At 39.2% G+C, this 22,661-nt stretch carries 22 protein-coding genes; 19 read left to right on the forward strand and 3 right to left on the reverse strand.

Annotated elements, in window-relative coordinates; translation table 11 throughout:
* Positions 1–45 precede the first annotated feature (45 nt).
* Positions 46–1,749, forward strand: coding sequence for a sensor domain-containing diguanylate cyclase (locus QWT69_RS06300; protein ID WP_317970063.1), 1,704 nt, complete (start codon positions 46–48; stop codon positions 1,747–1,749).
* Positions 1,750–1,765: 16 nt separating this feature from the next.
* Positions 1,766–3,493 carry a GGDEF domain-containing protein gene (locus tag QWT69_RS06305; RefSeq protein WP_317970065.1) on the forward strand — a complete coding sequence of 576 codons (1,728 nt, stop codon included), beginning with the start codon at positions 1,766–1,768 and terminating at the stop codon, positions 3,491–3,493.
* A gap of 764 nt (positions 3,494–4,257) precedes the next feature.
* Here the strand turns inward: QWT69_RS06305 and QWT69_RS06310 are convergent.
* From QWT69_RS06310 to QWT69_RS06320, 3 genes are read right to left on the reverse strand one after another with little or no spacing between them, the layout of a single operon-like run.
* Positions 4,258–6,030 (reverse strand): hypothetical protein, encoded by a 1,773-nt coding sequence (locus QWT69_RS06310; RefSeq protein ID WP_317970067.1) that lies wholly within the window; start codon positions 6,028–6,030, stop codon positions 4,258–4,260.
* On the reverse strand, positions 6,027–6,527 hold the full coding sequence (locus QWT69_RS06315; RefSeq protein WP_317970069.1) for a prepilin-type N-terminal cleavage/methylation domain-containing protein: 501 nt from the start codon (positions 6,525–6,527) through the stop codon (positions 6,027–6,029). The genes QWT69_RS06310 and QWT69_RS06315 overlap by 4 nt, the downstream gene beginning before the upstream one ends.
* Positions 6,508–6,960 (reverse strand): type IV pilus modification PilV family protein, encoded by a 453-nt coding sequence (locus tag QWT69_RS06320; protein WP_317970071.1) that lies wholly within the window; start codon positions 6,958–6,960, stop codon positions 6,508–6,510. Before QWT69_RS06320 ends, QWT69_RS06315 begins: the two co-directional genes overlap by 20 nt.
* 204 nt (positions 6,961–7,164) lie before the next feature.
* Here QWT69_RS06320 and QWT69_RS06325 point away from each other — a divergent pair, with 204 nt between their 5' ends.
* The 17 genes from QWT69_RS06325 to minD all read left to right on the forward strand — a co-directional run bounded on the left by QWT69_RS06325 (position 7,165) and on the right by minD (position 22,553).
* The gene (locus QWT69_RS06325) at positions 7,165–8,592 is read left to right on the forward strand and encodes a VanW family protein (RefSeq protein ID WP_317970073.1); all 1,428 of its coding nucleotides are present in this window, start codon (positions 7,165–7,167) and stop codon (positions 8,590–8,592) included.
* A 12-nt stretch (positions 8,593–8,604) separates the two neighbouring features.
* Complete coding sequence (locus QWT69_RS06330) at positions 8,605–10,263, forward strand: GspE/PulE family protein (protein ID WP_317970075.1); 1,659 nt, start codon at positions 8,605–8,607, stop codon at positions 10,261–10,263.
* Positions 10,264–10,276: 13 nt separating this feature from the next.
* Positions 10,277–11,317, forward strand: coding sequence for a type IV pilus twitching motility protein PilT (locus QWT69_RS06335; protein ID WP_317970077.1), 1,041 nt, complete (start codon positions 10,277–10,279; stop codon positions 11,315–11,317).
* Positions 11,314–12,519: a type II secretion system F family protein gene (locus QWT69_RS06340; RefSeq protein WP_317970079.1), complete on the forward strand. Its 1,206-nt coding sequence runs from the start codon at positions 11,314–11,316 to the stop codon at positions 12,517–12,519. Before QWT69_RS06335 ends, QWT69_RS06340 begins: the two co-directional genes overlap by 4 nt.
* Positions 12,520–12,621: 102 nt before the next feature.
* Entirely contained in the window at positions 12,622–13,065 is a 444-nt protein-coding gene (locus QWT69_RS06345; RefSeq protein WP_317970081.1) for a prepilin-type N-terminal cleavage/methylation domain-containing protein, read from the forward strand.
* A 109-nt stretch (positions 13,066–13,174) separates the two neighbouring features.
* Positions 13,175–14,152 (forward strand): type IV pilus biogenesis protein PilM, encoded by a 978-nt coding sequence (pilM, locus tag QWT69_RS06350; RefSeq protein WP_317970083.1) that lies wholly within the window; start codon positions 13,175–13,177, stop codon positions 14,150–14,152.
* Positions 14,153–14,743: a PilN domain-containing protein gene (locus QWT69_RS06355; RefSeq protein WP_317970085.1), complete on the forward strand. Its 591-nt coding sequence runs from the start codon at positions 14,153–14,155 to the stop codon at positions 14,741–14,743.
* Positions 14,740–15,435, forward strand: coding sequence for a hypothetical protein (locus tag QWT69_RS06360; RefSeq protein WP_317970087.1), 696 nt, complete (start codon positions 14,740–14,742; stop codon positions 15,433–15,435). Before QWT69_RS06355 ends, QWT69_RS06360 begins: the two co-directional genes overlap by 4 nt.
* Before the next feature lie 13 nt (positions 15,436–15,448).
* Complete coding sequence (locus tag QWT69_RS06365; RefSeq protein WP_317970089.1) at positions 15,449–16,204, forward strand: prepilin peptidase; 756 nt, start codon at positions 15,449–15,451, stop codon at positions 16,202–16,204.
* A gap of 89 nt (positions 16,205–16,293) precedes the next feature.
* Complete coding sequence (locus tag QWT69_RS06370; RefSeq protein ID WP_317970091.1) at positions 16,294–16,965, forward strand: hypothetical protein; 672 nt, start codon at positions 16,294–16,296, stop codon at positions 16,963–16,965.
* A gap of 101 nt (positions 16,966–17,066) precedes the next feature.
* Positions 17,067–17,681, forward strand: coding sequence for a Maf family protein (locus QWT69_RS06375; RefSeq protein WP_317970093.1), 615 nt, complete (start codon positions 17,067–17,069; stop codon positions 17,679–17,681).
* Entirely contained in the window at positions 17,671–18,372 is a 702-nt protein-coding gene (radC, locus tag QWT69_RS06380) for a RadC family protein (RefSeq protein ID WP_317970095.1), read from the forward strand. The genes QWT69_RS06375 and radC overlap by 11 nt, the downstream gene beginning before the upstream one ends.
* A 241-nt stretch (positions 18,373–18,613) precedes the next feature.
* Positions 18,614–19,630, forward strand: a complete 1,017-nt coding sequence (locus QWT69_RS06385; protein ID WP_317970097.1) for a rod shape-determining protein — start codon at positions 18,614–18,616, stop codon at positions 19,628–19,630.
* Positions 19,631–19,650: 20 nt separating this feature from the next.
* Positions 19,651–20,544, forward strand: coding sequence for a rod shape-determining protein MreC (gene mreC, locus QWT69_RS06390; RefSeq protein WP_317970099.1), 894 nt, complete (start codon positions 19,651–19,653; stop codon positions 20,542–20,544).
* The gene (gene mreD / locus QWT69_RS06395) at positions 20,541–21,059 is read left to right on the forward strand and encodes a rod shape-determining protein MreD (protein ID WP_317970101.1); all 519 of its coding nucleotides are present in this window, start codon (positions 20,541–20,543) and stop codon (positions 21,057–21,059) included. Before mreC ends, mreD begins: the two co-directional genes overlap by 4 nt.
* A 23-nt stretch (positions 21,060–21,082) precedes the next feature.
* Positions 21,083–21,754 carry a septum site-determining protein MinC gene (minC, locus tag QWT69_RS06400; protein WP_317970103.1) on the forward strand — a complete coding sequence of 224 codons (672 nt, stop codon included), beginning with the start codon at positions 21,083–21,085 and terminating at the stop codon, positions 21,752–21,754.
* 1 nt (position 21,755) lies between these two features.
* Complete coding sequence (gene minD / locus QWT69_RS06405) at positions 21,756–22,553, forward strand: septum site-determining protein MinD (RefSeq protein WP_317970105.1); 798 nt, start codon at positions 21,756–21,758, stop codon at positions 22,551–22,553.
* Positions 22,554–22,661: the final 108 nt, after the last annotated feature.

Consider the following 22,661-nt stretch of genomic DNA (forward strand, 5'->3'; position numbering starts at 1 on the left):
TCATAGTGTACTAGTATTCATAAATTATAAAGGGGGAGAGATTGAATGGCTTTTAATAAAACGAATTTGCATTTGTATTTTTTATTATGGCTATTCATCGTACCTCCCGGATTACTTTATGCTTTTTTCAATTTCTTCCCTCAAACCATAGAGTGGGACAGGTTTATCAGTTTTACAATATTGGCACTTCTGACATCATCAATTCTAATCAAGTTTAACGGGAAACCGGTAACTTGGACAATGTGGGTGACAATGGCAGTTTTCCTTCATTATGGCCTTTTTATAGAGTTGGTTATTAGTCAACTTACTGTTTTTGTCTTTTTGATAGTACAAAAAAGTTCCATTCATGTTTTGAAGAGATACTTCATTAACTCGACAATGCTACTCATTGCATCCTTTATTGCTGCGATTAGTTTTTATCTCGTGGGCGGGGAGGTTGGTACCACTGTTTTTTGGCTTGCCCTTGTTAGCTTAGCTGTTTATCGACTTATATATACAATCGTAAATATGACGCTTGTGAAATTAGTACTTACAGCCGAAGGAAGTCCAAACTATCTCTCTGTTAGAGATGTACTCTATGAGTATTGGAATGTTGTGTTGTTGTTGCCGATGGCGCTAACTTTATATTTCTTACTTAATATTATAGGAAACGCTGCATTTCTCTTAATTGGTGGAACGTATTTAGTCATAGCTTTACTAGTGCGTCAATATGACAAGTCTGAACAGGTCAACACGGAGCTGGCATTAGCAGGGGAAATAGGCAGTGAATTGACAGGTCTGACAGATGAATTAAAAATCCGCGATCAATTCCTTGAAGAAGTAAATAAACTTTTTGATGCAGATTATTTGTATCTTTTCAAAAGTCATGATGATTGGCTGGAACAAGTCCGTGCGATAGAAGATAATCGATTTATCAACAATAATTTCGATCCACTTCCGAGTGGTTGGGGTATTGCAGGGAAAGTATTTTCGACTAATAAATCGATACTCTACAGTGCAAAAAAAGAATGGAATGATGTTGCACTATATATTAATGACCAGGATGTAGAAAGCATACTTTGTGTGCCGATTTCGCATAACGATCATGTGGAATATGTTTTGTTTTTAGGCTCAAGAAGACCAAATATCTTCAAGGAATATCAATTGCAAATCGTGGATTTACTTAGCTCGTATTTTACCGTTTCACTTGATAAAGCAAAATATATGCAAAAGGCGCTTACTCAAAGTGAAAAATGTGCGTTGACAAATCTTTATAACTATAAATATCTTGAAACGAAACTTTCTTCTGACATGAAAAATTATGAACAGAAGAAAATACAAACATTGTCGGCCGTCATGATGGATATTGATCATTTCAAACGAGTGAATGATACGTATGGTCATGAATGTGGAAATGATATTTTAGTGGCATTCGCTAGATTGCTTGAATCTGAAGTGCCTACTGGAGCAACAGTTGGAAGGTATGGTGGGGAAGAGTTCCTATTCTTGTTGCCCGATTTTGATAAATCTGAAGCGCTTGCTTTTGGGGAATCCATACGTAAAAAGATTAAAGAAACGACGTTTGAAATAGTGCCCGATTTAGACCGTGAAAGAAAACCGGTCAATGTGTCCATAACAGCAAGCATCGGAGTTTCCACTGTACCTGATGACACAGATGAAGGCATGACGTTAGTTCGAAATGCCGACAGAGCCCTATATATAGGGGCAAAGCAAGCTGGTAGAGATCGAGTAGCAGAATATATAAGGTGAAAAGGGGGGCATGGCCATGCTATATAATGCAAAGCAGAAACGAGTCGTTTTAAGCATATGGTTTTTGCTGTTCCCGACTATTTTATATGTGGCTTATAATTTCTTCCCGATTGGTACGATTAATCCTTTAGATATCAGTTTGAACTTGCTAATTTTAATCGTTATCATGATGCTTCCATTACGGTTGGAAAGTGTCACATTGACACTGGAACGTTGGATTCTGTTCTATATATTTTTTCACTATGGCTTAATCGTTGAAATGATATTCATGCAAATAGGAATGTTTGTATTGCTATTTTCGGATAAATCTTCTACTCCCAAAGTTATGCGTTTTAGTTCGAACTCAATTGTGTTTCTTCTTTCATCGCTAATTAGTGGATCGATTTACTATGGCTTGGGTGGAGTCCTTATGGAACAATCATTAGGGAAACTTGTACTGCTTGGTTTCATCTATGCTTCAAGCTATTCAATCATTAATAATCTATTACTTTATATAAACTTTAAATACGTTGGTCATAAAGTGACGGGGTTTTTAGATAGTGTCGTAAAAGATTATTTTATAACAATCGTACTGTTGCCATTTGCAATTGCATTATGCTTACTAACAGAAACGCTGCATAATAAAGCGTTTTTACTCGTTGGCATGCCATGTATTCTATTATTGCTTATTGCGAAAAAGTATGTAAAATCTGAAGGTTTAAATGAAGTGCTGACGTCCAGCTCTGAAATCGGTCATCAACTAGCAGGAAACTTAAGCGTTTCAGACGTACTTGATACATTTGTCATGAAGTTGAAAACAGTCCTACCATATGACAACGCCTATATTGTCGACTTGCGTGGTGAAAAGCTCGTCATGCTGCGCATCGTCGAAGGAGGCCATAACTTAAAGGTAGCTGAATTTTTTGATTGTCCCGACTTAATCAAAGAGGGCGATGGGCTCAATTCCAATGAAACAAATGTCTATCCAAGTAGAAAGTTTATCGACAAATTGGAACGATATGATTTTGCTCATGAAATACAGTCCCTTATGACAACTCCTTTAAAACGGAACTCCGTAACGGAGGGATTCTTATTTTTAACGTCGAGTAAAAAATATATATTTACAGATTTGCACGCTAAGATGGTGGATTTATTGGCAGGCTATGTAACTGCCTCAATTGACAAGGCGAAGTATTATGAAAAGACCGTTGAAAAAAGTGAACGTTGTGGTTTAACCGGTCTGAATAATTACAGATACCTTGAACGCAAACTGGACGAAGAAATGATCCGCTTTCATACAAAGGAAATCGATACTTTGTCAGTCATTATCCTAGATATCGACCACTTCAAATCCATCAATGATACATATGGCCATCAGAGTGGAAATGATATATTACGTGCATTTGCGGACCTGTTACGACAGCACGTATCGGGAGATGCAACACTAGCACGTTATGGGGGAGAAGAATTCGTCATACTGCTACCTAACGTGGACAAGTACGATACCTACAAACTCGCAGAGACTATCCGCAAGCAAGTTGACGAATCAGTCTTTAAAATCATTCGGGATCTCTCTCAAGACAGAGAAGAAGTGGATGTTCATATGACTGTTAGCGCAGGAGTAGCATCGATTCCTGAAGATGCGAGTGATGCTAAGGATCTTCTGCGGAATGCTGACCGTGGGTTGTATTTAGGGGGGAAGCAAGCGGGTAGAAATCGGGTTGGAATGTATTGCAATGAAACTGGTGTGAATGTCGAAATGTAGAGACCGTTGTGTCACGACGGTCTTTTTCTTTGAATGCATTTATAGACGAAGATTATACGATGAAAGATTTTGGATTCGTATCATGGGAAATACTTACTCACATGACTAGTATCTATTCTACAATGAATTTTTAACTAAGCCAATAAAAGTAGGAATTGAAATTGATAAAATATCCTAAATATCTTATCAATATCCTCTCAAATAAATGTTAGATCTATTAACAGGCTCGTTAGGTTTCTATATCAAAAAGAACATAATGTGTTCCAAAGCATGTCCCCGGAAAAACTGTCTACACAATTTCCCTATGAAAAGTTTCTTCATCTCATTAAATTAACAAATGTAATATGGAGAACTACTTCGTACGAATATGAATTGGAATAAGCGATCAATAAGTACATTCATGTTAAAATTACAAACTAAAATAGAACTTAATTGCCAAGAGTCCGGAACAAAAAACGATTTTACGCCAATTAATTAGTAAATATAAAAATCTGGTTTTATGGGAAACATTAATATTAAACGAGACGGTTTTCTAACTAATGAATTTAGTTTGTCGTTTGTGAAAATCTTTGTTGGGCTTGTTTTTTATATTTTTTGTATTCAGGTTCTATTGATGTTGAACAAGTTATACCAAATCATATAGGGTTTGAAATTAATACTTCGATGTCTATAAAGTGAAATGACGACCTGTATCTGCCGGTCGTCATTATTAAGGAAAGATCCAAGTTGTATATTATATTCACATATATCTTTAATCATCAATACTAATTATGATTGTTATTTATTTGTTTATCCTTTACTAATGGAGGATCCACTTTTCTAATGATTGGTTCAGGTTTATTTAACTTTAGGAAGTTTTCTATTATCTCTGCATCATATATAACTTGTAAACGTGAAGGCTTACTTTTTTGAACTTCTTTGTTATCATAGTTACCGTTTGAAGACTTACCTCTTACAGCGTTTAGAACAATTCTTCTAGCCGAAATGCCTCCTTCAATTCTAATGTTTGAACCAACACCATACATTTCGAAATTTTTTTCACTGTAAAAGAACCCTTTAATTATACTAGGTTTTTCTTGATCGACAGAGTTATTGGCAATGTATATATCACCTGTAGCAAAGATAATTAGTGTGCCTGTATCTTTATCATTCAATTTTTTCCCATTTATTGACGAAAAACGAATCTCAACATCACCATCAACATACATAAGTGCATTACTTTCTAGATTAGCACCTTGAATTTTAACATTTCCATTAACATATATTGTTCCATCTAGCTTTATATCATCACGTTGACGAGAATCATCTGTTTGCTTTTCATTACCAATAGTTAAATTCTTTCCAACATATAAACCTTCTTCAAATGTATGATCTCCATATCTCAAGATGATATCTTGATTAGATGCAAGTTTATTAAAATAATTTTTGTTGAAAAGTGAAAATGTTCCATAATGAGTTTCGTTATAACAATATTTGGGGTTCCACCATGAGCCGCCACACTGATATTTCTGAATTGTAATAGGGATGGTGGGGGATGACTTATTTGTGTAATTATTAAAGTAGTTTTGTGCTAATTCAACTCGGGTTACTCCATTTGAATTATAGTCGAAGAAAAAATTTTCATATTGACTTTTTATTCCTATAGGACTGATGCTAGGATCACGTTTAACAATTCTCGGACCTTTCCCTTCGAAAAATAAATCGTTTGGATTTTTTTTAATTGAGAAGCCTGCAGTATTAAAATTATTTCTTCTGATATGATTATCATAGCTATTTTGGTTGCCGTTAACACTTGGATTAGATGTTACTAAATACATATTGTTACCTAAGACAAGTTTAGATGAAGTAGATTGAGGGGACGGAAGAGATTTTGGAAGTTGGCTTGGAATCCATTTATAAGCGCCTGTTCCGTAATCATAAGTAATTAAGTTGCCATCAACCTTTAAATCTCCATGAATATCCGAGCTGCCATGAAGTAATAAATTGCCTTCTCCATTTTGAGGGTTTTTCGACATAATATTTGTACCTATCGCGTATTTCATAGTTTCTGGAAATGCTTCTGCTCCTATTTCTATTGAACTAATTAAATCTCTTGTTATATTGCCTGACTTACCAATACTTTTAAAAGTTACTAACTTTCTAAGTTCGTTTATTTCTCCGTTTTTAAAATAAATAGGCTTAGTATCTCCATCAATACAAACATTGTAAGAACCATTTCCTTCAGGGCTCTCAATAGTATTGTTGATGTAATTACATTTATAATTACTTAGAGTTGAATTGAGTAAATTTTTAAAAACATCCCTTTGTAATCCGTTTTCACCCAAAGCTAATGTAAGTTCTGCATTAATATCTGCTACTATTCGTTCGATTCCCTTTTCAGACTGGCTTGTCGCTTGAACAACTTCTTGTCTATTCATATTCATTTTAGTTCCGTTTGAAGTTAAAATTAACAATGTCATTCCAAGAACAGTAAATAAAATTATTACGAACAAAGTGATAAATAGAGCATAACCTTTTTCGTTCTTTAAGTGATTCAATCTAATTCCTCCTTATTAATATCGTAAATTGTTCGAATTCTATTTTTAAATTCCATCACTTTATCATTTCTGCTTTTTAATTTAAGATTCAATATAACTTCATATTGTCCTTCTTCTAAATCTTTAATACTAGAAGGAAGTAGTGTTATGCTTTTATTGTTTGTATTTAAGATTTCATTAGAAACGTATAATTTGTTGTCCATAAATCCTGTTATCGAGTCGTTGTTCTTTATTATATAATAGTCACCAATTAATGATTTATCAAAATTTTTTGTTGTTATCTCGGATTCTTTAGTTGTGTATAGTTCTTTTAAAATAGCTGACATTAAATAATCAGCTTCATCTCTCAAAATGGTTTCTTTTCTTATATCTTCGGCAGTTTTCATACCCCCAATTAAAATTGGGAAAATAAGCGTTGTTATAATAGCCATAATAATAATTGCTCCCAATAATTCAATAAGAGTCATTCCCGATTGTTTATTCTTCTTTACTTGCATTATTTATGTACCCCTCTACATTAAATTGCGTATTTTTCTCATCGTTTTTAATAGAAACGATAATATTTAAAAGATTACTTTTGGCTTCTTTTTCGTCCTGAGATACTTTAATTACGAGATGGTAATTTTCCCCATTCAACTGCATGAGATAAAGTTCTTTGCAGTTTTCAGTTGAACAATTAGAATAGGTGTATTTTTTACTATTAAATAGATAGCTAGTTTGATTAGATGGTTGCTCTATATAAGCGTATTGATCCGCTTTTAATCTATTTAAAGTTGCTTCAGCCAAATTAATCATCACAAGTCTGTCCATATTTGAATTTGAAATCTTCTTTGCATTAATAATCATAGGGTAGAAACTCAATAAAACAATTGTGATAATGACCAATGAAGCGACAACTTCCAGTAAAGAAAACCCTTTTTGGTTTTTCAAGTTTTCTACTCCTTTCGACAAACTCTATTAATTAAATATATTTTATCATAGACTTGCTTGTAAATCTCCATCTAATTACTTATAATTAACCTGAACAACAGATTAATAAGTTTCAAAAGTCACATAGCAAGTTAGCTTTTCAATTATTTTAAGATAAAATAGTAATCTAAAAGAACCATCCATAGGTCGAGGGAGTGTGTTAAATTGTCGATATCCAATCGTCAGAATAAGGTTTTCATCTTTTCTTTCGTCATAATCTTTTCTTTTTTAACTTTATTAGCAAGCAAGCATGTTGTTGCGGCGGTAAATGGATCTACAATTGCTGGGGTTGAAATTGAAACAGCTGACCGTAATGAAATCAATGTCCTTGTCAGAGAAAAAGTCTCACAATGGAGAGAGACACCATTAGTCGTTGAAACTGATTATGGTAAGACTGTTTTAGATACGGAGTTATTCGAATTTGATATTGAAAATGCCATTAATGAATATATGCATGAAACCAAAATTCCGTGGTATCTGTTCTGGAAGAGTCCTGATAGGGTGGATATCCAGATGCCCGTCTATATTAATCAACAAGTTTCCGACGAACTGAAAAAAGATCCTTCAATTAAGATACAAGATACATTGGAAGTTATTGAGAAAGAGATTGGCCTTCAGCTGAGTAATGTTATTGTTGCTGTCCAGCTGGAAGGGGATATCCTTGAAGATGATCGAATCGCCTTGACCACACATGAATTTAATCAACAAAAATTGGCTCTCAATGTATTGGTGGACCAGTTAACGGGACTATCCATCATGCCTGGAGAACGAATTTCAATTTTATCTTTAGTGGAAACTGAAGGAATGGATCAGGAATCATTAGATTTCATTGCTTCCACAATCTATTCTTTACTCATTCAAACAAATTATGAAATTATAGAAAGACATCCATCCGCTGTTCCTTTAAAAACGTTCACTCCTGGAACTGAAGCTCATATAAATCAAAAGCAATCTAAAGATCTCGTTTTTATGAATCCTAATGTAGTCATGGGGACTCTGAAATTCAGTTTTAAGGATGATAACCTGGTTGCTGAGTTGTATTCAATGCCTTTGGATGTGAAAGTAGAATTCTTCCAGACGGACAAGCATGAAGTTCAGCCGAGAACAATTATCCGTTATTCAAAAGACCTTGAACCGGGGGATGAAGTGGAAGAGGAGATTGGAGAGACGGGACTTGTAGTGACGTCCTATCGAAAAGTTTCAAGCATGAGCGGGCAATTCGAAAAAGACGAATATTTAAGTAAAGATTTCTATCCACCAGTTCATCGGGTGATTCTAAAATCTATAGTTCAGCAAGATGTGGGGGGAGATAATGAAATCGATACTGATTCAACATTAGATCCAAATCTACCTAATGCTGATAATGGTCAAACTCATGGAGATTCAACTAATCAAAATGGTGCTGGGGAAGGACAGAATCCCTCGGTGAATGTGGGAACTGGTAACAATAATAAGCCGGATAATGAGACAAAACCATCTAAGGGACAGCAATCCGAATACGATTCAGAAGTTGATACATCTGTCAATGACGATTCAGGTGTCACAGTTATTTATGACAAAAGTGGAATGCCTATCAATTCTAGTGGCAAATAGGAGGACGATTATATGTTGAAAAGGAAACGGATTGGAGATCTTCTAGTAGAATCGGGTGTCATAACTGACGATCAACTACAAACGGCACTTTCCGAAAAAGAAAGTGAAGAAAAGATCGGGGATTATCTAATCCGTCAAAACTTGTTAACTGAACAACAGATGATCGAAGTTCTTGAATTCCAACTCGGAATTCCTCATATTCATTTAAATCAAATCCCAATTGAGTCTGATGTATTGAAGCTTGTTCCTGAAGAATTAGCTAAAAGAGCCTTTGTCATGCCGCTTAAACGAGAAAGAAATAAACTCTTTGTTGCGATGGCTGACCCGATGGACTATTTCACAATTGAAGAAATCAGACTGGCGACGGGCTACCAAGTTGAGCCAAGAATTTCATCGAAAACAGACATCATGAGAACGATCACTAAGTTTTATGATTTGCAACAATCAATGGATGCAGCAATAATTGGTACTTTACCAACCGAAACAGAAGACGATTCTGAACTGATGGATGAAGATTCACCTATTGTCAGATTGGTAAATCAAATTATTGCCAATGGAGTTGCGCAAAATGCAAGTGACATTCATTTTGATCCCCAAGAACATGAGCTGCGTGTCCGTTATCGGGTTGATGGTGTCCTACGTAATGAGCGATCAATCCCTAAACATATGCAAAATGTAATCATTGCTCGAGTAAAGATACTTGGGAATTTGAATATTACAGAAAATAGAGTCCCGCAAGATGGAAGGATTAAAACTACGGTCAATCTTAAACCAATTGACATTCGACTTTCCACATTACCAACGGTTTACGGTGAGAAAATTGTTATGCGAATACTGGATATGGCTTCAACTTTAAACAGTGTTGATAAACTAGCGTTTTCAGAAAAAAATTTACATAGCTTCAAAAAAATGATAAAAGCACCAAATGGAATTGTCCTTGTCACGGGTCCTACCGGATCAGGTAAATCATCGACTTTATACGCTGCATTAAGTTCATTGAATACAGATGAGGTGAATATCATTACGGTTGAAGATCCAGTTGAGTATCAATTGGAAGGGGTTAACCAAATTCACGTCCGTGAAGATGTGGGATTGACCTTTGCCGCAGGATTAAGATCTATTTTACGACAGGATCCAGACGTAGTAATGATTGGAGAAATACGGGATCTTGAAACAGCCCAGATAGCTGTGCGAGCCTCGTTAACAGGCCACTTGGTTTTAAGTACATTGCATACAAATAGTGCGGTCGAGTCAATTGCTCGTTTACATGACATGGGAGTTGAACCGTTCCTATTATCCTCATCTCTTGTTGGTATTGTTGCTCAAAGACTAGTGAGGCGTGTATGTAGAGATTGTGGTTATTCGTTCCTACCAGACGAAGCTACATGTACATTTTTTGAGCAAAACGGTATTGTTGTCACTGAACTTCGACGCGGAAAAGGGTGCCCATCTTGTAATAATACGGGCTTCAGAGGAAGGATTGCAATACAAGAAGTTTTGCCTGTCAATCGTGCAATCAAGAATATAATGATGTCATCTATGAATACAAATGACATTCGTCAACAAATGAAAATAGATGGTGTTCATTCCATGCTTGAGGATGGATTACATAAAGTGGCGGAAGGAATGACGACTCTGGAAGAAGTTATGAGAGTGACAACAGTAGAATAAGGTTGTGATAACTATGAATTCATTAAGAGGTTTAATGATCGATGCTTTTAATATGGATGCGTCGGATATCCATTTGACAGTAGATTCGCCCCCTGTATTCCGGATTGATGGGGCATTGAAAAAGCAAGGTGATGAAGTTTTAACGTCAACTCATATTTTAGAAATGATTGACGAAATCATTCCCCAACGCAAATTGGTGGAACTTGATGAACTAGGTGAGACGGATTTCAATTATGAAGTGGAAGGTATATGCAGATTTCGAGTAAATGCATACAAGCAGAGACAAACGTTTGCCGTGGCATTGCGACTAATCCCATCAAAAATCCCGACATTGAAAGAATTGGGAATGGAATCGACTTTGAAAAAGATAGCTGAGAGCAAACAGGGGTTAGTATTGATCACTGGGCCTACAGGTTCAGGAAAAACGACCACGCTTGCAGCAATGTTAGATTATATAAACCGAAATTTCGATAAACATATTATTACTTTAGAAGATCCCATCGAATATATGCATGAAAATTGTCGTTCTGTCATAAATCAACGGGAAATCGGTTTGGATACAACCAGTTTTGCAAAAGGATTACGTGCTGCATTACGGCAAGATCCAGATGTGATACTTGTAGGGGAAATGCGTGATTTGGAGACAATTTCCACAGCCGTGACTGCTGCTGAAACAGGCCATCTGGTTTTCGCGACTTTGCATACAAGTACTGCTGCATCTACCATCGATCGCATCATTGATGTGTTTCCACCTGGCCAGCAAGGACAAATACGACAACAGTTGGCAAACGTTATATTAGGTATCGTATCTCAACGGCTTCTGGCCAGGGCTGGTGGAAGAGGAAGAGTTGCGGCAACCGAGATCTTATTGCAAACACCGTCTGTATCAAATCTGATTCGTAGTGAAAAAGTGCATCAGTTACCGAATGTGTTGCAAACAAGCAAAGGATTAGGAATGCATACGATGCAGATGGATATTCAGCGTTTATTAAAAGAAGGAATTATTTCTATGAGCATTGCAAAAATGTATTTGGATGTTGGTGAATTTGAATGAAAACATTCCGTTATACCGGTAGAAACATGGAAGGTGTATTAAAAAAAGGTGTTATTCAAGCTGATACCCAGGGGAAAGCTATTGAACTATTACGGACAAAAGGAATTAATCCACGGGAAATACTTGAGTCAAATAGCATTTTCCATAAAAATATTACATTATTTGAATCGGTCAAAAACCAGGATTTTGTCATTTTTTGCCGACAATTTGCCACATTGGTGCGGGCGGGTGTCTCTATTGTCGAATCAACTGGAATACTAGCTGCACAAACACCCAGTAAGCTATTGAAAAATTCATTATTTGCAGTCGAAGCCGATATAAGAGAAGGTATTCCTTTTTCAGATGCAGCGAATAAACATAAAAAAGTTTTCCCCCCGTTATTTGTGAATATGATACGCGCGGGCGAACTTACAGGAAGTCTTGACGAAACTCTCGAGAGACTGGCAGCTTATTACGAAAAACAATTTACGTTGAAAAAGAAAGTGCAGTCGACGATGATGTATCCTGCCGTCTTATTAGTAGTTATTGTGATTGTTGTAATTGGCTTGATGCTGACGGTTGTCCCTCAATTTGCAACAATGTTTGAAGACTTTGGCGCAGAGTTACCTGCGATTACCTTATTCGTTCTGGCGTTGAGTGACCTTATACAACAATTTTGGTGGCTTGGATTATTGTTAGTTATCGGATTGGTTGTAACATTTGTTTATATTTACAAGAATAATAGTCTTTTTAACTATAATGTGAATTTGATTTTATTAAGAGTACCTGTTTTCGGGAAGTTGTTACAGAAATCCGCGATTGCAAGAATGACGAGGACATTATCTTCGCTATTCAGCAGTTCTGTTCCAATTCTGCAGGCATTGACCATCGTAGAGAAAGTTGTAGGGAATCCGGTAGTTGGAAAAGTTGTGCTGGATTCCAGGACAAGCCTTGAACAAGGTGGGACACTTTCAGAGCCGTTGCGGAAAAGTTGGATATTTCCACCGCTTGTTCATCAAATGACCGCGATTGGTGAGAAGACAGGGTCACTTGATTATATGCTTGAGAAAATAGCGGATTTTTATGAAGCGGATGTTGACAGGACGGTTGATACATTAAAAGGGTTAATTGAACCTCTTATGATTGTCATTCTCGCTGGAGTAGTCGGTATGATTGTTCTATCAATCATGGTACCGATGTTCAGTCTGTTCGAGCAAATTTAAAAGGTCTAAAACACTGAAAGGAGGTGAAAAAAGAGAGTGGACGAATGTAAACGATTTGAAACAAGTGATAAGAGATGTGCACACAAAAATGGAGGTAATACTATGAAAAAGTTCTTCGCGAAGCGATTAAAAAATGAAAAAGGTTTGACGTTGATTGAGCTACTAGCTGTTATTGTTATCTTGGCTATTATTGCTGCAATTGCAGTTCCGGCGATTGGGAATATTATTGATAACTCTAAGGATTCTTCAAAACTTGCAGCTGCTTCAAACATCCTTGCAGGAGCTAAAATCGCTGCAACTGATGGGGCTTGTGAAGAAAGTAACGATGGTTCTATTACATGTGACAAAGATGACTTGAAAGGATATGTTGAAAATGTCAAAGAGGAAAAAGGTACAACGTTAAATTATGGTGCTGATAAAGATACTGATGGTAATTGGACTGTGACTTACAATGGCTTAACAAACTTCAATTCTAAAAAATACAAGGACGAATCAATAGCAAGTCCTTTAGCTGAATCAAAGTTGAATGAATTGCTAAGTAAGTAATACTTTTGAAGCGGCAGCACCCCTGCTGCCGCATTTCTTTAGTTATCTTATCGAGCGAGTGAATCCTCATTCGTTGGAAAAGGGAACTGAAAGCTGAAGGGGGATTAGCATGTTTGCCAAATTAGGTAAGAAAACGCCTATATCTGTCGAGTTAAATGATTACATATTTCGTTTATTAATTAAAGATCCTAGCGCACAGGGTGACTATTCAATTTATGAATCAGCTATTGAAGAAGGGCTTATTCACAACGGTGAGATTTTGAATGAACTTGCTCTTTTTGAACATATCAAGTCGACATTAGGTGAATGGGGAATGAAGAAACTCCCGGTTAATTTTTTTGTGCCGGATCCATTTGTGTTGATGAGACCGATTGACGTCCCGACTGATTTGCGTTCAGGTTCTTTGCTTGGATTCATTCAGATGGAAGTCGGTCACTCTATTCATTTGCCGTTCGATAATCCAGTTCTGGATATTCACGATGCGAATTCAGACGATGGGAAAGCGGTTTTATACGCTGCGCCTGCTCAAGATGTGCGTCGCATAGCTTCTTTGTATGATGATGCGTCCTTAGAGCCTGAAATTGCAGATGTACGTATGTTAGCAAATGCAAGATTTTTATTGCAGTCTGGTGTGTTGGTACAAGGAAAGACGGTTCTTGTGGCGGATTGGATACATAATGGCGTTTCCATCGGAATTTTTGGAGGAGACGAATTGGAATTCCTTCGGTTCCAAGAAATCCAGGCACCTCTAGCTGATTGGAAAGTGGAAAGCGAAACGGATCAGCTTGTAACCTTCTCTTATATCGGTGATGAGATGGATTATAAGAATCAGCTGATTGACCAGGTTTTGGAGATTGGACGAATTATTAACTTTTATCAGTTCTCCTTACATAAGGGTGAAAAAACTGTCGATGAAATTGTGTTAATGGGCGATAACCCAGAACTACGCTATATTCAAGAACAGTTGCAAGAAGCTCAAGGACAAGCCATTACTGTCATCGATAACAGTTTCGTTAACAGAAGCTATCCGGGTTTGTTTGGTCGTCACGCCGCCCTCATCGGATTGTCATTAAAGGGGGAAGAGTGAATGATCGCAGATATAAATCTACTGCCTAAACGGGAGAAAAGGACAAATGGGGATCGAATCTATCTGTTCTCTGTCTTTGCAGTCTTTTTGCTGGTAGCTGCATACATAGCTTATTCGTATATGAGTTCTAAGCAAGAACTAGTTCAAGCTGAAGCGTATAAAGAAACTGTTGAATCTGAAATTGCTGTTTTACAGATGCAGGTAGAGGAACAGACGGGTAATCAAGCCACTTCACGTGTTGCGGCGGTAAACTTCATTGAATATGTTTCTTATGATGTCACGCCCATCATGAGTGATGTCAATAAACGTTTACCTGAACATGCTTATCTAAGAGAACTGAATTTCTCAGAAAGCAGTGTCTTACTGCAAACTGAATTTGAAAATAAAACACAAGTGAACTTATTCTTGTCTTCCTTACAATCTAGTCCACTTTATGTTGATGCTACCATTCAAGAAATCAATTCCTTTACTCAAAATTCCAGTGATTCAACGGATAATACGTCAATGTTTGAAGAGTTGCCAATGTATTCAGTAGCTTTCACACTGGTAATTGATCCAAACAAGATCAGAGTGCAGGAGGTAGTAAGATGAATACGAATAAAAGAACATTGAACCTTCTTTTAACTCTATTAATGATTGTAGTGATTTTTTCTGCTTTTTATTATTTCTTATCACCATTAAAAAACTCTGTAAAATCAACTAAAAGTAATATTGAGACGGCGGAACAGGAAAAGAGAGCTTTGGAGGCACGCTTAGAAGCTTCAGGTTGGGAACAGGATTCCGGTGATGAAAGGGAACTGATTACGAAGTTGCCTAAAGACCGAGATGTCCAGATGATCATTCAATTATTACAGGAAGCAGAATTGACGACTGGTTCAGTTATACAATCAATCGTTTTCAACGATTATGACGAGTCTGCTACTAATAAGCAGTTGCCAGGGCTTTCGGAAGCTGACGAGGAGGAGTCTGCAGAGACGGTGGAAGAAACAGGAATAGAAGATCAAAATAACCCTGGTTCCTCCACTGAACTATCTGAACCACCTGTTACTAAAATGACGATTGCGGATATACCTCCAACCTTGCAACTCTTAACCTTACAAATTTCAGTTGTCCATGAGGATTATGAACAATTATATTCATTCATTGAAGAAATTGAAAAGCATGAACGGATTATTACTATTGAAGGGGTTCAATTAAATTTGCCAGGGGAAATGATAAATATTGATCAGCTGGAAACAGCATCTTCCTCAATTCAACTGACCACCTTTTATATGAAAGATTGAAGGTGAACTAGATATGGAGATTGTAATACTGACCTTATTCTTCCTCTACGGCATCATCTTCGGCTCTTTCTTCAACGTCGTCGGCTTGCGCGTACCGAAGAAGGAATCCATCGTTTCACCGCCATCGCATTGCACGAACTGTAAGCGTAAACTTGGCCCGAAAGATCTTGTTCCTATCTTTTCCTACATCTTCCTCAAAGGGAAATGCAGGACTTGTGGAACGAAAATTAGCCCCGTTTATCCGATTATGGAGTTTATAACGGGCGCGCTGTTCGCTTTGGCGTATTATCAACTTGGATTCAGTTTTGAATTGATTGTCGCCATTTTGTTCATTTCACTTCTCGTTATCATTACCGTTTCCGATTTTGCGTATATGCTCATTCCGGACAAAGTGCTATTGCCGTTCGCTATCACGCTTTTAGGTCTAAGGCTAGTCATCCCCATATCTCCGTGGTGGGATAGCCTCTTAGGTGCTGTTGTTGGGTTTGGCGTACTGTTTCTAATCGCGGTCGTGTCGAAAGGTGGAATGGGTGGCGGAGATATTAAATTGTTCTTCGTTCTAGGGTTAGTTCTAGGTACTGCAAACACTTTGTTAACCCTGTTTTTGGCGTCGGTCATTGGCTCGGTTGCAGGCTTATATATGTTGAAGAAATCAGGTAAAGGACGGAAGACACCTGTACCGTTTGGACCGTCCATTGCACTTGCCGCTGTCATTTCTTATTTCTGGGGAGCGGATTTTGTCGAGTGGTACATGCATTTGTTCATTTAAGTCGATAAATTATTTAGGACAAGACGACACCCGTCTTGTTCTTTTTCATTTCCCGTTTGGTACGGTTACTTAAAACGGGGTGGTCTTTTTTGAATTTCAGGAAAAAGTATTCGAAAGTGACAGTTTTGGCTGCGATGATCCACGGCGTCATTATTGGTGTAGCGGCTGTTGCAATTGTTGGTTTTATTATTGTCGGAACGAGTGGTAAAGGCAAACAGCAAGCAGTGGAGAAGGATGCCGTGACCGAATCTGTGGAAAAGCCGGGTGAAACGGTGACTACTTCAGGACCTGATGCAGACCCAGTCACTGAGCAGCCTTTGAAACTGGTTGCCAAGCAACATGGTGTCTTCTCATCTGCGGCATCAGCGGCAGTATTCATAGCGGAGGATGCTGCGCTGGCGAAAGCGGCAGTCATTGAGTCGCAAGGTCAGTTTTATGTTTGGAGTGCTGTCGGTCTAGATGAAAGCGAATTTGAAGTGAGCGAGGCAGAAGGTTCTTTCCGAAAGCCTTTTTATGCTGATACATCAGCGTGTTCGGCTGCGGGAGCTGGCAAGTTGAAGAAGGCACTTTCAGAAACCGCGCTATCGCAAATTAAAACTTTGACAGTTGCCGGTACGGATGGTTTGGAAGATGAGAAATCAGCGGAGTTCAGAAAGAATATTATTGCAGTGACGGCGTTTTCAACGGATTTGAAGATTATCCGGTTGCAACTGTTGTCGCATTATACCCATAAGGATGGCTGTGTCAAAATCGGATTTTAAGTAAAATTTACTCACCAAAGGGAAGTTTTTGGCCTTTCTAGAAAATTTTCAAATGCTGCCTCTTGCCGTATGATAATGGTAATGAAAAAGGAGGTAGTCAAATGAAGTTCGTATCAAATGTGCCGATCATATTGGCTTCCGGTTCACCTAGAAGAAAGGAATTACTACAAACACTCGGCTTCCATTTTGAAGTTCTGCCAAGCAATGCGGATGAAGCTATTGATCTGATTGATGAGGATTTTAACGGTTATGTGGAACGGCTCGCTCAACGGAAAGCAAAAGTAGTGTCAGAAACAGAAAAGCACTCACTTGTCATTGCGGCAGACACAATCGTCGTCTTTAACGGAAACGTATATCCGAAACCTTCCACGGCAGAAGAAGCTGTGAAATTCTTAACGTCTTTCGCGGGGAAAACCCATTCCGTATTTACGGGCATTTGCCTCCAGTATGGTGAAAGAACTATCTCGTTTTCTGAAGAGACCAAAGTAACGTTCAAACCGTTGGATGAACAATTGATAAAAGCTTACGTCGATTCTGGAGATCCGATGGACAAGGCTGGTGGCTACGGAATTCAGACAACAGGGGCATTGCTTGTCGAGAAGATTGACGGGGATTATTTGAACGTTGTCGGCTTGCCGCTATCGAAGTTCGTTGACGTTATGCGGAAAGAAGGGTTCCTCGAACTGAAAGGCGGTGTCTTTACCGATGACTGTTGAGATGAAAGGACAAATGATGATCCGCGATGTGCATGTATCGGACAGGCCTCGTGAAAGGCTTATCCTGCAAGGGGCAGAAAGTTTGTCCAACCAGGAATTGATTGCGATTCTGCTAAGGACAGGAACAAAGGATGAGTCGGTGCTCATGCTCGCGAACCGTGTATTGAAGTCGTTTGACAAAATACAAGATCTCAAAGATGCGACAGTGGAAGAGATAACAGCGGTGAAGGGGATTGGAAGAGCTAAAGCTGTTCAAATACTCGCTGCAGCTGAAATGGGGAAACGGATTTATCGTAAACATTCCGAAGGGAAATATGTTATTCGGTCACCTGAAGATGCTGCTGCTTATCTGATGACAGATATGACTTCATTGTTGCAAGAACACTTTGTTGTCATATTTCTCAATGTGAAAAATGAAGTGTTGCATAAACATACCGTTTTCATCGGAAGCTTGAATTCTTCGATTGTCCATCCCCGCGAAATTTTCCGGGAAGCTGTGAAGCGCTCTGCAGCATCCATTATCGTGGCGCATAATCATCCTTCCGGCAATCCTGCACCTTCTCCTGAAGATATCGAAGTGACAAAACGTCTTGTCGAAGCGGGTTCCATTATCGGCATCGATTTACTCGATCATATTATTATAGGTGACCATAAGTTCCTCAGTCTTAAGGAAAAAGGCTATATGAATTAGCAATTAACTCCTGTTTTGGACATGGAAGAGGTCCTCCTTATACTGCTATAATAGTAGCTGGATCCCTATGCCTATAGGGTTTCAGCTACTTTTAAATCATGCATCTAGGGAGGATGGCGATAGCATCAAAATCTTGTCTGTTGCTATTGACACTGTGAATTTGTCCGCCAATCCGTTATAATATGGTTTATGATTTGAAGAAGACCATTTTATGACGGTCGAATAGAAAGGAAGAACAAATTTGTTTGGATTTGGATCAAGAGATGTCGGGATCGATCTCGGCACAGCAAATACATTAGTGTTTATTAAAGGAAAAGGGATTGTCCTTCGGGAACCTTCCGTTGTAGCGAAAAACACCATTACAAATGAAATCGTAGCTGTCGGTTCGGCGGCTAAAAATATGATCGGTCGTACACCTGGTTCCATCGTAGCGACACGTCCGATGAAAGACGGCGTTATCGCCGATTTCGAAATTACGACAGCAATGATTGAGCATTATATGCGCGAAGCGACAAAAGCTGCAGGCAGTTCATGGAAAAAACCGAACGTCATGGTTTGTGTACCATTTGGAATTACATCTGTTGAACAGCGTGCTGTTACGGATGCTGCAAAACAGGCAGGTGCTAAAGATGCGTATACGATTGAGGAGCCATTTGCGGCTGCAATCGGTGCAAACTTGCCCGTTTGGGAACCTACAGGCAGCATGGTCGTCGATATAGGTGGCGGTACGACTGAAGTAGCAGTCATTTCGTTAGGTGGGATCGTAACGAGCGAATCGATCCGCATCGGTGGCGATTCAATGGATGGTGCAATCATCAGTTATATCCGTAAAGTTTACAATTTAACGATCGGTGAACGGACTGCTGAAGCGATCAAAATCGAAATCGGGTCTGCAAGAGTAATGGACACGCCTGAAAAGATGGAAATTCGTGGACGTGACCTGTTGACAGGTCTTCCGAAGACACTTGAAATTTCTTCTGATGAAATTGTTGAAGCACTTCGTGAATCAATCCTTCAAATTATTGAAGGTGTCAAGAAGACATTGGAAGCGACACCTCCTGAACTTTCTGCAGACGTTATGGAGCGTGGTATCGTCCTTACCGGCGGTGGCGCATTGCTTGCAAATCTCGATAAAGTCATTTCTGACGAAACAAATATGCCCGTATTCATCGCAGAAGATCCGTTGGATTGTGTCGCGATTGGTACGGGGAAAGCACTTGATAATTTTGAAGTCATTAAAAAGATGCAAGTCAGGTAATTTGAGGGAGGATTTAGGCAATGCCACGATTTTTTTCGAATAAACGATTAATTTTATTGCTTGTAGGCGTAATCGTGCTTGTGGCATTGATTTCCTTCTCACTTCGGGACAGGCAGAATGCCACCCTTCCAGAACAGCTTGTGAAAGATGTCGTCGGTTTCGGACAGTCTCTGTTTTCGAAACCGACACATTACCTTACAGGTACATTAGCCAAAATCGATGGAATTTTGAATACATACGAAGAAAACAAGCATTTAAAAGCCAGATTGCAAGAGTACGCGTCGACGCAGTCTGAATTGGTCGATATAAAAGCCGATAATGCAAAGCTTAGGGATATCATCGGCAAACAGGACAGCCTTCGGGAGTACGAACCCATTCAGGCGACGGTTATTTCACGAAATCCCGATCAATGGGAAGAAAAAGTCATTATCGATAAAGGAACTGAACACGGAGTCCGTCTCAACATGGCTGTCATAACCGCGAACGGACTTATCGGTAAAGTGGTCCTTGAAGCGAAATTTAAATCGACGGTGGAATTGTTGTCGACGGAGAATCCGAACTTTCGGGTTGCGGCTGTCATTCCTGGAGAAAAGCCTATATTTGGTCTAATTGAAGGATATGATGCCGACCGTGACGAATTAATAATGAAACGGATCGATTCGAATTTTGATATAAAAGAAGGCCAAAAAGTCGAATCGTCAGGCCTCGGCGGAATTTTTCCGAAAGGCCTCTTGATCGGTGAGGTGACGAAAGTGTCCACCGACGATTTCGGTTTAACGAAGCTAGCGTATATCCGTCCTGCGGCGAACTTCTCGATGATTGACCATGTGATGGTTGCAAAGAGGGTATCCATGACGAATGATGGCACGGATGGAAAAGATACGTCCAATGATGAAGGGGAGGATGAATCGTGACTAGATTCATAATCCCTCTTATTGCCGTCGTCCTATTTTATCTGGAACCGATATTCAGTCTGTTTTCGCCCGTGACGATTGGTGATATGGACTATACGCTTGTGCCCAGACTCGTCATTGTTTACCTGATTTTCATCACTGTCTATTACAGTCGGAAACAGGCAATCATTTACGGAATCGTCTTTGGGCTCTTGTATGATATGTACCACATTGATATTATTGGAGTATATACTTTCTTATATCCGGTAATTTGCTATTTTACCGCTTTACTAATCCGGCAAGTGCATAGGCATATTTTAACCGTGATGGCATTGTCAATCGTCATGATCGCATTGGTGGAACTGTTTTCATACTTCTTTGCGAGTCTTATCTCGTTGACGACGATCGGATTCGACGACTTCCTTACGAGCCGGCTGTTTCCTTCTCTGATCGCCAATTCGATTTTTGTCGGGATGTTCGGCTATCTATTTAAGCAACTTTTCGTTAAAAGCGGTGAGCAACTAGCCGGTATATAAACAAGAAACTGTGAGGGACGCAAATGACGAAACAGCACTATGTTACGATAAAAGGGACAAAAGAAGGACTTGTCCTCCGACTGGACGACAAATGCGCTTACTCGGACATGATTGCAGAACTCCGCAATAAAGTCAGTGAAAATAGTCTGGAAGGGCTTGCTGAAGTGAGAATCCACACGGGCAATCGCTATTGCAATGAAGATGAACTGAAGGAAATCATGAATATTGTCCACGAATCACCGCATCTGCGAGTTGCTAGAATTCAAAGTGAGGTTATTTCGATTGAAGAGTGCAACCGTAAAGTTTTGGAGAACCAATCTGAAACGTATATTGGCATCGTTCGCTCGGGGCAAATTGTGGAAGCTGAAGGTGATCTAGTTGTAATTGGTGATGTCAATCCGAATGGTCGGGTTGTCGCGGCAGGCAGCATTTATATATTAGGAAGATTGAAAGGGATCGCTCATGCGGGCGCCACCGGCAATGAAGAAGCTGTAATCGCTGCTTCATGGCTTGAAGCGACGCATCTGATGATAGCTGACAAATTGGAAACGATGACTGATGAGCTGACGATACTGTCAGAACAACCCGAGATGGAATGCGCATATATCCATCCGAACGGGTTCATTGCCATCGACCGATTACAAGAGCTTCGGATACTCCGGCCTAATCTGTCGACATTTAAAGGGGGGAGCTAGTGTGGGAGAAGCAATCGTCATAACATCTGGTAAAGGTGGAGTCGGCAAAACGACGACCTCCGCAAATCTCGGTACGGCATTGGCTCTGCAAGGAAAAAAAGTTTGTTTAGTGGATACGGATATCGGTCTGCGTAATCTTGATGTCATTTTAGGTCTTGAAAACCGGATCATTTACGACCTAGTCGATGTCATTTCGGGGCGCTGTAAAGTTCATCAAGCGTTAGTGAAAGATAAGCGTTTTGAAGATGGACTCTTCTTGCTTCCTGCGGCACAGACGACGGATAAGAACGCTGTGCAGCCGGAAGAGATGAAAGCGCTCATCACCGAACTGAAACGGGACTATGATTATATTCTTATAGATTGTCCAGCTGGAATTGAACAAGGCTTTAAAAACGCTGTGGCTGGAGCAGATCGTGCAATCGTTGTCACAACACCGGAAATTTCTGCTGTGCGGGACGCAGACCGCATTATCGGGCTCCTAGAGCAGGAAGATATTGAACCACCGAAACTAATTATCAATCGTATTAAAACCAGACTCGTCAACAGCGGGGATGCACTGGATGTCAATGATATTACGACACATCTGTCCATTGATTTGCTTGGTATCGTGCTTGATGACGAAAATGTCATTTCTTCATCCAACAAAGGTGAGCCGGTCGTTATGGATCCATCCAACCCCGCGGCAATTGGTTATCGCAATATCGCGCGCAGAATCCTTGGTGAATCCGTGCCTTTAATGTCTTTGAATGAAGGCAAACCTGGATTCTTCGGCAAATTAAAAACATTATTCGCCAAATAAGTAAACTTCCGTCCTTGACACTTCCGTCAAGGATTTTTTTGTCCAGAGATATTGCTGGACGTTCGGGCATTTGCCCATAATATTCATACACCACCCATCATATACTGA

The sequence above is a fragment of the Sporosarcina oncorhynchi genome, from assembly GCF_033304615.1.
In the GTDB taxonomy this organism is placed as follows: Bacteria; Bacillota; Bacilli; order Bacillales_A; family Planococcaceae; genus Sporosarcina; species Sporosarcina oncorhynchi.

Bases quoted from the DNA above. Each gene is read 5' to 3' on its own strand.
- QWT69_RS06300 (WP_317970063.1), top strand. From the start codon at position 46: ATGGCTTTTAATAAAACGAATTTGCATTTGTATTTTTTATTATGGCTA.
- QWT69_RS06305 (WP_317970065.1), top strand. From the start codon at position 1,766: ATGCTATATAATGCAAAGCAGAAACGAGTCGTTTTAAGCATATGGTTT.
- QWT69_RS06315 (WP_317970069.1), bottom strand. From the start codon at position 6,527: ATGCAAGTAAAGAAGAATAAACAATCGGGAATGACTCTTATTGAATTA.
- QWT69_RS06330 (WP_317970075.1), top strand. From the start codon at position 8,605: ATGTTGAAAAGGAAACGGATTGGAGATCTTCTAGTAGAATCGGGTGTC.
- QWT69_RS06335 (WP_317970077.1), top strand. From the start codon at position 10,277: ATGAATTCATTAAGAGGTTTAATGATCGATGCTTTTAATATGGATGCG.
- QWT69_RS06340 (WP_317970079.1), top strand. From the start codon at position 11,314: ATGAAAACATTCCGTTATACCGGTAGAAACATGGAAGGTGTATTAAAA.
- QWT69_RS06345 (WP_317970081.1), top strand. From the start codon at position 12,622: ATGAAAAAGTTCTTCGCGAAGCGATTAAAAAATGAAAAAGGTTTGACG.
- pilM (WP_317970083.1), top strand. From the start codon at position 13,175: ATGTTTGCCAAATTAGGTAAGAAAACGCCTATATCTGTCGAGTTAAAT.
- QWT69_RS06355 (WP_317970085.1), top strand. From the start codon at position 14,153: ATGATCGCAGATATAAATCTACTGCCTAAACGGGAGAAAAGGACAAAT.
- QWT69_RS06360 (WP_317970087.1), top strand. From the start codon at position 14,740: ATGAATACGAATAAAAGAACATTGAACCTTCTTTTAACTCTATTAATG.
- QWT69_RS06365 (WP_317970089.1), top strand. From the start codon at position 15,449: ATGGAGATTGTAATACTGACCTTATTCTTCCTCTACGGCATCATCTTC.
- QWT69_RS06375 (WP_317970093.1), top strand. From the start codon at position 17,067: ATGAAGTTCGTATCAAATGTGCCGATCATATTGGCTTCCGGTTCACCT.
- radC (WP_317970095.1), top strand. From the start codon at position 17,671: ATGACTGTTGAGATGAAAGGACAAATGATGATCCGCGATGTGCATGTA.
- mreC (WP_317970099.1), top strand. From the start codon at position 19,651: ATGCCACGATTTTTTTCGAATAAACGATTAATTTTATTGCTTGTAGGC.
- minC (WP_317970103.1), top strand. From the start codon at position 21,083: ATGACGAAACAGCACTATGTTACGATAAAAGGGACAAAAGAAGGACTT.